Below are 10,016 nucleotides of genomic sequence, written 5' to 3'. Positions count from 1 at the left end.
GGTTGGTGAAGGTGGGGGGCATCGGGCGGCGATGTGGCGTTTCTGAAAAGTGCGGCCTCAAGTCGAGGGGCGCTGAACGGGAAGGCGGCCTTCTCGCACCGTGAGCCAAGCCCCCAAAGCGCCGCACAAGGCCACCAGGCCCATGCCCACAAAGGTCCATTGGTCGGGCAGATGGTTGAAAACGACCCAGCCACCCAACACGGCAAAGCCGATTTGTGCGTACATGTAAGGCGTCAGTATGGCGGCCGGCGCATGGCCATAGGCCAGGATCAGCAAAAAATGCCCGACCGATGCCAGCACACCCATCAGCAACAACTGCAGCCACACCACCCAATTGCCAGGCATTTCCCAAACAAAGGGCAGGAGCAGAGAAGCCAGGGCGGTGCCGATCCAGCCGGTGTAAAAGTGGGTGGTCATGGGGTCTTCTGTTTTGGCCATTTTGCTGGTCAAAATTTGGAAACCCGAATTGGTGAGGACCAGCAGCAAGGGCAAAACCACGGTCCAGTCAAAGTGTTGGCTGCCTGGGCGGATGATGATCAGGGTGCCAGTGAAACCGCCCACCACAAGCAACCAGCGCAGAGGGCGTATTTTTTCTTTGAGCATCCATGCGGCCAACAAAGTGATGACCAGGGGGGCCAGCAGTGAGATGGCGGTGAATTCCCCCACCGGCATGTACTTGAGACTCAAAAACGCCAAGATGCTGCAAGCAAACAGCAGCAGGCCACGGGCCAGCTGAAATCGGGGGTGCTGGGTCAGCAGCACTTGCCGCCCCCGCCCAGGCAAGACCACCGCCGTGGTGATGACCGCTTGAATGGCGTAACGGAACCACAGCGCGACAAGCACCGACAAGCCTGCGCTCACATGCCGTGTGGTGGTGTCTAGGGTGGCGAAACAAGCGGTGGCCAAGACGGCAAAACCGATGCCGCGTAGCGTGTGCGCTGGTGGTTTGTTCACTGAATGCGGTCGGCCAGCAAATCCCAAACTGGGGTCAGTTGGCCAGGCAAGAGGGGCAGGGTGCCCAAGTCGATGCGGCTTTCGTCGGGGCTGTGAAAGTCGCTGCCGCGAGAGGCCGCCAAGTCAAATTCAAGCGCGGTTTCGGCGTAGCGGACCGCTTCTTGTGAGGAGTGGCTGCCGGTGATGACTTCCACGCCGCGCCCGCCGTGGGCCTTGAATTCACTGAACAGTGCGTACTCTTCATTGGGTGTGAAGCCGTACCGGGCCGGGTGAGCGATGACCGCGATGCCGTCCGCCTCTGTGATCCATTGCACCGCTTCTTGCAAGCGGGCCCAGCGGTGGGGGACAAAGCCGGGTTTGCCTTCGGTCAAGAATTTGCGAAATACCTCTGACGTGTCGCTGCACACGCCGGTTTCAACCAGATGACGGGCAAAGTGGGTGCGGGAAATCAGCTCAGGATTTCCCACGTATTGCAGAGCGCCTTCGTAAGCATTCAGGATGCCGACTTTGGCCAAGCCATCTGACATTTCTTGTGCGCGTTCGCTGCGCCCGCCTCGGGTGCGGCGCAAGCCCTCGGTCATGGCGCGGTTGTGAGCGTCGAAGCCCAAACCCACGATGTGCACGGTTTTGTGTGCAAAGGTGACTGAAATTTCGGTGCCCGTCAAGTAAGGCAGGCCCAGCGCTTTGGCCGCTGCCAAGGCGCGGTCTTGGCCGCCAATTTCGTCGTGGTCAGTCAGCGCCCAGAGTTCCACGCCGTTGGCTTTGGCACGGGTGGCCAAGGCTTCGGGGGTGAGGGTGCCGTCTGAGATGACGGAGTGGCAGTGCAGGTCGGCGTTCATCATGCTGTCCATTTTAGGCGCATGCCGCTGAGACCGTGCCATTTGGATGCGCTTGTGCGCAAAGTGGGATCTGGGTGGCAACAGCCCTGCAGTTTTTCAGGCAGACGCCTGTGGTCGATAATTCACCCATGACCACGATGCAGACTTTTGCGGAGCCCAGCCCATGGCACTGATGATCACCGACGAATGCATCAACTGCGATGTGTGCGAGCCCGAGTGCCCGAACCAAGCCATTTATCTGGGCGAGGAAATTTACGAAATTGACCCGACCAAATGCACCGAGTGCGTAGGCCATTTTGACGAGCCCCAATGTGTACAGGTTTGCCCAGTGGCCTGCATTCCCATCCACCCGCAGCATGTTGAAGACCAGGCCTCGTTGTGGGCCAAATACAGGCAGCTCCAAGGGCGGTGAGCGTTGGCCCCATGTTTTGTTGGGTGCCGACCTGAAGGGCTATGTCACTGGGCGCTGGTGTCGTCTGCTTCAGGCGCTTTAGCGGGTTTGGGGGGCTTGGGCCGTGGGGGCTTGCTGGTGTGAATTTTGGCCATGGCTTTTTCCATGTCACCAGCCAACAGCAAGGGCAAGGCATTCAGGGCGCGGTGAATGCTGTCATCAATCGCCTGTCTGTGCGCCAGCATCGGCTTCTTTAACACCCAGCTGACCACTTCGGCCTTGTCTCCGGGATGGCCTACGCCAATGCGCAGCCGCCAATAATCGGCCGTGCCCAACTGGGCATGGATGTCGCGCAATCCGTTGTGTCCGGCATGGCTGCCGCCCAGTTTGAGCTTGGCTTCGCCTGGAACAATGTCCAGTTCATCGTGGGCCACCAAAATTTCTTGGGGTTGGATTTTGAAAAAACGGGCCAAGGCGCTGACCGATTTGCCCGACAGGTTCATGAAGGTCTGGGGCTCCAGCAGCCACAGGTTTTGGCCATTGACCGAGGTGCGGGCCACCAGGCCGTGGTAGCTGCGCTCGGGCACCAGTGAAACTTTGAGTTCGCGGGCCACCGCGTCAATCCACCAGAAACCCGCGTTGTGCCGGGTGTCGTCGTATTCGTTGCCGGGGTTGCCCAGGCCGACTAAAAGTTTGATCATGGTGCGCGATTATCCTTGGGCTAAGGCGGCTTGTCTGGTAAGTCAGTGCTCGCCCATGCAAAAGGCCCGCTTGCGCGGGCCTTGGAGAGCAAGGCCTTTCGGCCAAAGCGAGAAAATTACTTCTTGCCTTTGCCCTTGCCTTTGGCATCGACCGGTGCTGCCACGGGGGCGGCGACCACTTCGACGACAGGTGCCACCACGGACACGAGGACCGGGTTTTTCTTGCCATGGGTGATGGCTTTGCAGCCTGCGGGCAGGGTGATGTCGTTCAGGTGCAGGGATTTGCCCATGGTCAGGCCCTTCAAGTCCACCGCGATGAATTCGGGCAGGTTGGCAGGCAAGCAAGCCACTTCGATCTCGGACGCGACGTGCGTGATCGTGCACTTGTCTGTCTTGACGGCTTCAGACTCTTCTTCGCCACTGAAGTGCAATGGCACTTTCATGTGCAAAGTGGTGTTGGCATCGACGCGTTGGAAGTCGATGTGTTGCACCAATTGCTTGAAGGGGTGCATCTGGTAATCACGCAGCAAAACCTTGGTGGTTTGGCCGTTCAATTCCATGTCCATGATGGATGCGTGGAAAGCTTCTTTTTTCAAGGCGTGCCACAACGCATTGTGGTCCAGCTCGATCAATTCGGGGGCCGATGTGGAACCGTAAACGATGCCAGGTGTGCGACCGGAATTGCGGAGACGGCGGCTCGCACCCGTGCCCTGCTTAGCGCGCTCAAAAGCGACAAATTTCATACATTTCTCCTTCTAGGGTCCACCGCGACCAGTGCGACCCTGACTCAAAAAAGCCAGCCAGTCCACAAGGACGGCTGGCCACTGTTGGCCGTTTTCCGATCAGGTTTGATCAGAGAACAGGCTCATCACCGACTCGCCCTTGGCAATCCGGTGGATCGTTTCAGCGATCAGCGGAGCCACGGACAATTGGCGAATTTTGGAACACGCTGCAGCTTCTGCCGACAGTGGGATGGTGTTGGTGACCACCACTTCGTCCAGGGCTTCGCCCTTGGCAATGCGGTCGATGGCTGGGCCCGAAAAAATCGGGTGTGTGCAATAGGCGTAGACTTTTTTGGCGCCGCGCTCTTTGAGCACTTCGGCTGCTTTGACCAAGGTGCCCGCAGTGTCGATCATGTCGTCCATGATCACGCAGTTGCGCCCATCGATCTCGCCGATGACGTGCATGACTTCGCTCACGTTGGCTTTGGGGCGGCGCTTGTCGATGATGGCCAGGTCGCAGCCGAGCTGTTTGGCCAAGGCGCGGGCGCGCACCACGCCGCCAACGTCGGGTGACACAACAATCAAGTCTTCGTAGTTTTGCTGGCGAAGATCGCCCAACAAAACAGGCGACGCATAAATGTTGTCGACGGGGATATCGAAAAAGCCTTGAATCTGGTCTGCGTGCAGGTCCATGGTCAGGACACGGTCAACGCCCACGGCTTGCAGCATGTTGGCCACGACTTTGGCCGAGATCGGCACCCGGGTCGAGCGGGGGCGGCGGTCTTGGCGGGCATAGCCAAAATAAGGGATCACGGCGCTGATCCGCTCGGCAGATGCACGCTTGAGCGCATCAACCATGATCAGCAATTCCATGAGGTTTTCGTTGGTGGGCGCGCAAGTGGGCTGAACCACAAACACTTCGCGGGCCCGGACGTTTTGTTTGAGCTCGACGGTGACTTCACCATCGGAGAAGCGGCCTACGTCAACGGCACCCAGGTGTGTGCCTAGGTTTTTTGCGATCTCGGCAGCCAAAGAAGGATTGGCGTTGCCGGTGAACAGCATGAAATCGGGGGTATTTGAAGCAGGCTGCATGAGCATTCCAGCGATCAGAAAAAATGGGCCTGTACGAGTGAACGTATTTGGCAGGGGAAGAAGGACTCGAACCTTCGCATGCTGGAATCAAAATCCAGTGCCTTAACCAACTTGGCGACTCCCCTACACGGGTTGACCGCTGAAACAGCGATCGACCGATCAACTATCGCTGGATGCCCAACCCTTCAAAGGATGGGACTCCAAATTACTGCAAAGCCGTGCCAAAAAGTGATCGGGAACCGATACTTGGGTTGTTTTGTCCACGCAATGGGCAAACACGGCACTTCCAGAACCCGTCATTCTAGCTAGTAATCCGGCGTTGTTGAGGGCTTGAAGCGCTTGTTCAACATCGGGGCACAGAGCTTGCGCGATGGGTTGCAAATCATTGTGACCAAAGTCATATGTCTTTGCAGCAAAGACAGAAATTGTAGCAGCGTTTGTATCGCGTTTCAGGCCCGGATGCGCAAAAATTTGCGAAGTGTCGATCCCGGTCGGGGGTTTGAGAACCCAAAAATGGGCCGGGGGCAGGTCTATGGGGGAAATTTTCTCGCCAATTCCCTCTACCCATGCGTTGTGGCCACGCAGGAAAAAGGGCACATCGGCACCCAGTTGCAAACCCAGCTTTTCGAGCGTGGGCAGGTCCAATTTCAAATTCCAAAGGCGGTTGAGGGCCAGCAGGCAGGTGGCCGCATCCGACGAACCACCACCCATGCCAGCTTGGGCGGGAATCTGCTTGTTGACCGTGATGTGCACACCTTCAGTGCAGCCGGTGTGTTTTTGCAACAGGTGCGCAGCCCGGGTGATCAAGTCTTGTGCAGGCAGTGCCACCGTCAAGTCTTCTCGGCTGACGGCCGCTGCAGGCCGTTTGTCGAAGTGCAAGGTGTCGCACCAGTCGATCAGCATGTACACGGATTGCAGCAAATGGTAGCCATCGGGACGACGGCCGGTGATGTGCAAAAACAGGTTCAGCTTGGCTGGGGCGGGTACGTCATACAGCGATTTCATGGTCGGATTATCGCCATGTGTCTTGTTCGTGGGTGATGCGCTGCATGGCGGCAGCGACTCAGCGGTCCAGCACGATGCGCAACACGGCTTTTGGTGCGGGCAAGCGGCGTTCTGCGGTGATGCGGCCTTGCGCATGCGATGTGAGATCGGCTTGCCAGCCAGGCGCATCAGCGGGGCGGCCAGCCAGCCATTCAAACAAGGCGTTGATGGGCAATGCAGTGCCTGTCAGCCGTGTGGTCAAGCTGGCCAGGTCGGGGCTTTGCAGTTGTTGTTGGCCTTGGTCCAGTCGGGCCCGCTCAGGTGTCCATTCGAGGCGAGCCAAAGTGGTGCCGATGGGGCTGAACAAGTGCATCTCGCCCGTTTGTGCGGAGCCTTGCAGTTCAAAACTGGCGCTCATGGACTCTGTGGGCTCGTTGAACACCTGAATGGCCAGCCGACCCGACCAATACGCGCTGGGGTCGGCGACGGGCATGCGGTTTGTGGCGCAACCGGTTGCGAGCAAGACCAGCGCGACAGTGCCCGTCAGGTATGCGGCTCTAAGGCGGGTCATGCCGCCCATGCAGGCCTGCGTCCAGCCGGCACTCAGATTCATGGTTTGAAATCGAAGCGTTGCAGAGTTTCGCGCAAGGTCTCGTTGTCGGCCTTGAGCATCAGGCCTTCGCGCCAGATGGTGGCGGCTTGTTCGCGTTGGCCCATGACCCAAAGCACCTCGCCCAAGTGGGCCGCAATTTCTGCGTCAGGGCGGGCCCGGTAAGCGGCTTGCAAAATTTGAAGGGCTTCGGCATGTTGCCCCTGACGAAAAGTGACCCAGCCCAAGCTGTCCTGAATGTAGGCGTCTTGTGGGGCCAGTTTCAGAGCTTGAGCGATCAATTGCCGGGCTTCTTCTAGCCGCGTGTTGCGGTCTGCCAATGAGTAGCCCAGCGCGTTGAACGCATGGGCATCTTCAGGCTTGCGCCGCATGATCTCACGCAACAAGCTTTCCATTTCGTCAAAACGCTTGAGCTTCTCAGTGACCATGGCCAACTCTGACATCAGCTCGATGCTTTGGGGTTGGGCTTCCAGGGCTTTTTTGACCAGGGCATACGCGTCGCTGACTTGCTTGTTCTCGCGCAGCCACATCGACTCGACCAGTGTTTTGCGGGTTGCTTGCTCCGCATTGCTTGTTTGAATTTGGGCCAAGACCTGCCGGGCTTCGGCGGTGCGGCCTTGTTGGGTCAGCAAGTCGGCTTGGCGACTTGCCAACTTGATGGGGTCTGCCTGCACGGGGACTTGGGCCAACCATTGCTCGGCTTGCGCCCATTGCCCTTGACGCTGTGCCATCTGAGCCAGGCTCATCAGGGACTCGGCCAATTTGTTTTGTTGGGCGGGGTCAGGTTTGGGCGTGGCCAGTTCAACGTGCCGGCGCAGTTTCTTTTCGGCTTCTTTGAAGTCTCCTGTTTCTTGCAAGAGCAAGCCATGTACCAACCAGCCATCTGCAAATTCGGGGTGATCGGCGTTCAACCGGGCCAGCTGCAGCAAGGCTGGTGTCTGTTGGTTTTGACCGATCAGGTGGCGTGCATAACCCAGCCGAAGCTCGGCTTGCACATCGGCTTGCATGGCTTTTTCCAGCAAGGGGGCCATGTCGTCCGGTGCGGCACCCGCCAGGCTCAGCGCGAGAATCAGCGGGCCGGGTGCGCTTGGGTCAGCAGCGTGGCCTTGTTTCGAGGCCTCGACCGCCAACGCCAGTTGGCCTGCTTCGCGTCGCATGCGGCCCACCGTGGTCCAGGCGGTGGCAGCCGTGGCACTTTGCTTCAGGACGGAAGCCAGGGCTTTTTCGACCGTGTCGGCCGCTATTTTTTTGTCGGGCACTCTGGCGAAGACCCGGGGCACCGAGACGATGGCGGCGTTTTGCTCGGAAGGGGGTAAATCCTGCAGCGACACACTCAGAGCTTGGCCCGCAGCATCAACTCGGTTAAGGGCCAGCAAAATTTGCAACAGGTAGCGGTTGGCTTCGGTGGCTTGCGGAATGGCTTTTTTCCAGGCCTGCGCTGCTTGCAGGGCGGCATCTCCCGAGCGTGACTGAAGGGCAACGTCGACGGCCCGCTGGAAAAGTGTCGGGTCGTTGGTCTCTCGGGCAGCCGCCAAAATCAGGGAAAAACCGCTGCCAGCAGAGCCATTGCGCACGTTGAGTTCGCCCAGCAGCACCTGGTAAAACAGGGCGGCATCCATCGCGGATTTTTGGGTAGAAGGCGGCTCGGGTGCGGCAGGCGCCGGGGTCGCCGATTGGGCCCATGCACTCAAAACACACGAGGAGATGACGGCAATTCGCAACCAGAATTTCATGGCTTCATCATAATCCAGCCCACCGCATGCGTGTGCAGTGCGGCCCAAGTCCCTTTTTGTCCAAGAAGCTATGCCCGAACTCCCCGAAGTCGAAGTGACCCGCCGCAGTTTTGCCGATCGCATTGCCTCGGCTCAAATTTTGGCTTTGCGCATGGGCAAACCACTGCGCTGGCCTTTGGGTGTGCTGCCCCAAAGTCTGGTGGGGCGGTATATTTTTGGCGTGCGCAGACGGGGCAAATACCTGCTGCTGGACTTGGACCAAGGTTTGCTCTTGCTGCACTTGGGCATGTCTGGCAGTTTGAATTTTTCGCCCACACAGCCCGATCCTGGGCCTCATGATCACATGGATTTGGTGTGCGATCGGGGCGTGCTCCGGCTGCATGACCCTCGCCGCTTTGGCGCGGTGGTTTGGGCACCCTCAGAGGATTCGCCTCAAGCTCAAAAGTTGCTGGGGCGACTGGGTGTGGAGCCCCTTGATGGCCAATTTGATGTGGCCACATTTGCACAGGCACTGAAAAAACGCCAATCGCCCATCAAGCAGGTGTTGCTGGCGGGTGATGTGGTGGTCGGCGTAGGCAACATTTACGCATCTGAAACTTTGTTTCTCGCGGGCATTCGGCCGACCACCAGGGCTTCTCGTTTGACGGGGCCTCGCGTGGCGCGTTTGCATGCGGCCATCGTTCAGGTGCTCAACCGGGCGGTGGCGCAAGGCGGTAGTTCGCTCAAAGATTTTGTCAACGCCGAAGGTCGCACGGGCTATTTTCAATTGGAAGCTGCGGTTTATGGCCGGGCCGGTGAGCCTTGCCGGGTTTGTGCAAGCCCGATCAAGTCAATGGTGCAGGGGCAGCGCACCACTTTTTATTGCACGCAGTGCCAGAAACCATGACCTCTTTGCCCGAAGGATTTGCCCGCAGCATGGTCGATTGGCAGCGCCTGCATGGCCGCCAAAGCTTGCCTTGGCAAAACACGCAGGACCCTTACCGCGTTTGGTTGTCTGAGATCATGCTGCAGCAAACGCAGGTGAGCACGGTGCTCGATTACTTTCCCCGGTTTTTGGCCCGATGCCCCGATGTGGCATCTTTGGCGGCCGCGCCACAAGACGATGTGCTGGCGCTGTGGAGTGGCCTGGGCTATTACAGCCGTGCGCGCAATCTGCACCGATGCGCTCAAGAAGTGATGGCGCGTTTTGGCGGGGCCTTTCCGCGGCGTGCTGAAGACCTGCAAACCCTGCCCGGCATTGGCCGCTCGACCGCTGCGGCCATTGCGGCGTTTTGCTTTCAGGAGCGTGCGGCCATTCTTGACGGCAATGTCAAGCGCGTGCTGACCCGTGTGCTGGGCTATGGTGAGGATTTGGCAGTGGCCAAAAACGAAAAGGCTTTGTGGGCCTTGGCGCAAGACCTGTTGCCCACGCAGGCCGCTGACATGCCGCGCTACACCCAAGCCCTGATGGATTTGGGGGCCACGGTGTGTTTGCCGCGCAAAACGCAGTGCGATGGGTGTCCAGTCAGTGGTGTGTGCCAAGCCAAAGGGAAGGGCACGCCCTTGGCCTATCCCGTCAAAACCCGCAAACTTAAGCGCAGCAGTGCCACGCTTTGGTTGCTCTGGGCGGTCAATGCGCAAGGCCAAGTGTGGCTTCAAAAACGCCCCGATCGGGGCATTTGGGCGGGCTTGTTCAGTTTGCCAGTGTTTGATTCGGAATTGGACTTGTTGGCCGCCTGGCCGCAAGGTGCGCAGGCGCAATACATCGCGCCGTGGAAGCATGTGCTCACGCACCGCGACCTGCACTTGCACCCGGTGCGGATGATGGGCCGCGCCGCCCAAGCGCCAGCCTGTGAAGGTCAATGGATCGATGCCGGTGCTTGGCCCGACATGGGCCTGCCTGCACCGATACGGGTTTTGTTGACGTCGGGGTGAGCAGCCTTGGGCCTGCGTTCAGCGCAGCGCGACGCGCCAAGCGGCTAAGCGGCTAAGCGGCTAAGCGGCTAAGCGG

11 protein-coding genes and 1 tRNA gene are annotated in these 10,016 nt (G+C 59.0%); 3 read left to right on the top strand and 9 right to left on the bottom strand.

The genetic code is table 11. From position 1 onward, the window contains the following. Window positions 1–57 precede the first annotated feature (57 nt). Both Q0341_RS02605 and Q0341_RS02600 read right to left on the bottom strand, forming a co-directional pair. Window positions 58–954: a DMT family transporter gene (locus tag Q0341_RS02605; RefSeq protein WP_299510352.1), complete on the bottom strand. Its 897-nt coding sequence runs from the start codon at window positions 952–954 to the stop codon at window positions 58–60. Beyond that, on the bottom strand, window positions 951–1,805 hold the full coding sequence (locus Q0341_RS02600; RefSeq protein ID WP_299510350.1) for a 3',5'-nucleoside bisphosphate phosphatase: 855 nt from the start codon (window positions 1,803–1,805) through the stop codon (window positions 951–953). The genes Q0341_RS02605 and Q0341_RS02600 overlap by 4 nt, the downstream gene beginning before the upstream one ends. A 151-nt stretch (window positions 1,806–1,956) precedes the next feature. Between Q0341_RS02600 and Q0341_RS02595 the strand changes: the two genes are divergently transcribed. After that, the gene (locus Q0341_RS02595; RefSeq protein ID WP_299510349.1) at window positions 1,957–2,205 is read left to right on the top strand and encodes a YfhL family 4Fe-4S dicluster ferredoxin; all 249 of its coding nucleotides are present in this window, start codon (window positions 1,957–1,959) and stop codon (window positions 2,203–2,205) included. 44 nt (window positions 2,206–2,249) lie between these two features. On the opposite strand, the gene pth is transcribed toward Q0341_RS02595, so the two are convergent. The 7 genes from pth to Q0341_RS02560 all read right to left on the bottom strand — a co-directional run bounded on the left by pth (window position 2,250) and on the right by Q0341_RS02560 (window position 7,912). Continuing rightward, window positions 2,250–2,885 carry an aminoacyl-tRNA hydrolase gene (gene pth / locus Q0341_RS02590; RefSeq protein WP_299510348.1) on the bottom strand — a complete coding sequence of 212 codons (636 nt, stop codon included), beginning with the start codon at window positions 2,883–2,885 and terminating at the stop codon, window positions 2,250–2,252. 116 nt (window positions 2,886–3,001) lie between these two features. Next, window positions 3,002–3,628: a 50S ribosomal protein L25/general stress protein Ctc gene (locus tag Q0341_RS02585; protein WP_299510347.1), complete on the bottom strand. Its 627-nt coding sequence runs from the start codon at window positions 3,626–3,628 to the stop codon at window positions 3,002–3,004. Between the two features lie 99 nt (window positions 3,629–3,727). After that, on the bottom strand, window positions 3,728–4,699 hold the full coding sequence (locus Q0341_RS02580) for a ribose-phosphate pyrophosphokinase (protein WP_299510346.1): 972 nt from the start codon (window positions 4,697–4,699) through the stop codon (window positions 3,728–3,730). Between the two features lie 48 nt (window positions 4,700–4,747). Then, a tRNA-Gln gene (locus Q0341_RS02575) sits at window positions 4,748–4,824 on the bottom strand. A gap of 34 nt (window positions 4,825–4,858) precedes the next feature. Further along, on the bottom strand, window positions 4,859–5,704 hold the full coding sequence (ispE, locus tag Q0341_RS02570; protein WP_299510345.1) for a 4-(cytidine 5'-diphospho)-2-C-methyl-D-erythritol kinase: 846 nt from the start codon (window positions 5,702–5,704) through the stop codon (window positions 4,859–4,861). 58 nt (window positions 5,705–5,762) lie between these two features. Continuing rightward, entirely contained in the window at window positions 5,763–6,296 is a 534-nt protein-coding gene (locus Q0341_RS02565; RefSeq protein ID WP_299510343.1) for an outer membrane lipoprotein LolB, read from the bottom strand. Then, window positions 6,293–7,912 (bottom strand): tetratricopeptide repeat protein, encoded by a 1,620-nt coding sequence (locus Q0341_RS02560; protein ID WP_299510341.1) that lies wholly within the window; start codon window positions 7,910–7,912, stop codon window positions 6,293–6,295. The genes Q0341_RS02565 and Q0341_RS02560 overlap by 4 nt, the downstream gene beginning before the upstream one ends. Window positions 7,913–8,096: 184 nt before the next feature. Between Q0341_RS02560 and mutM the strand changes: the two genes are divergently transcribed. Together mutM and mutY are read left to right on the top strand one after the other, a co-directional pair. Then, window positions 8,097–8,912: a bifunctional DNA-formamidopyrimidine glycosylase/DNA-(apurinic or apyrimidinic site) lyase gene (gene mutM, locus Q0341_RS02555; RefSeq protein ID WP_299510340.1), complete on the top strand. Its 816-nt coding sequence runs from the start codon at window positions 8,097–8,099 to the stop codon at window positions 8,910–8,912. After that, on the top strand, window positions 8,909–9,940 hold the full coding sequence (gene mutY, locus Q0341_RS02550; RefSeq protein WP_299510338.1) for an A/G-specific adenine glycosylase: 1,032 nt from the start codon (window positions 8,909–8,911) through the stop codon (window positions 9,938–9,940). Before mutM ends, mutY begins: the two co-directional genes overlap by 4 nt. Window positions 9,941–10,016: the final 76 nt, after the last annotated feature.

It is taken from the genome of uncultured Limnohabitans sp., from assembly GCF_937889215.1.
Lineage (GTDB): Bacteria > Pseudomonadota > Gammaproteobacteria > Burkholderiales > Burkholderiaceae_C > Limnohabitans_A.
This window is presented reverse-complemented; position numbering and strand designations above follow the sequence as displayed.

Excerpts from the sequence above, each read along its gene's own strand:
- Q0341_RS02580 (WP_299510346.1), bottom strand. The coding sequence starts at position 4,699 with ATGCAGCCTGCTTCAAATACCCCCGATTTCATGCTGTTCACCGGCAAC.
- ispE (WP_299510345.1), bottom strand. The coding sequence starts at position 5,704 with ATGAAATCGCTGTATGACGTACCCGCCCCAGCCAAGCTGAACCTGTTT.
- Q0341_RS02585 (WP_299510347.1), bottom strand. The coding sequence starts at position 3,628 with ATGAAATTTGTCGCTTTTGAGCGCGCTAAGCAGGGCACGGGTGCGAGC.
- Q0341_RS02595 (WP_299510349.1), top strand. The coding sequence starts at position 1,957 with ATGGCACTGATGATCACCGACGAATGCATCAACTGCGATGTGTGCGAG.
- Q0341_RS02600 (WP_299510350.1), bottom strand. The coding sequence starts at position 1,805 with ATGGACAGCATGATGAACGCCGACCTGCACTGCCACTCCGTCATCTCA.
- mutM (WP_299510340.1), top strand. The coding sequence starts at position 8,097 with ATGCCCGAACTCCCCGAAGTCGAAGTGACCCGCCGCAGTTTTGCCGAT.
- pth (WP_299510348.1), bottom strand. The coding sequence starts at position 2,885 with ATGATCAAACTTTTAGTCGGCCTGGGCAACCCCGGCAACGAATACGAC.
- mutY (WP_299510338.1), top strand. The coding sequence starts at position 8,909 with ATGACCTCTTTGCCCGAAGGATTTGCCCGCAGCATGGTCGATTGGCAG.
- Q0341_RS02565 (WP_299510343.1), bottom strand. The coding sequence starts at position 6,296 with ATGAATCTGAGTGCCGGCTGGACGCAGGCCTGCATGGGCGGCATGACC.
- Q0341_RS02560 (WP_299510341.1), bottom strand. The coding sequence starts at position 7,912 with ATGGATGCCGCCCTGTTTTACCAGGTGCTGCTGGGCGAACTCAACGTG.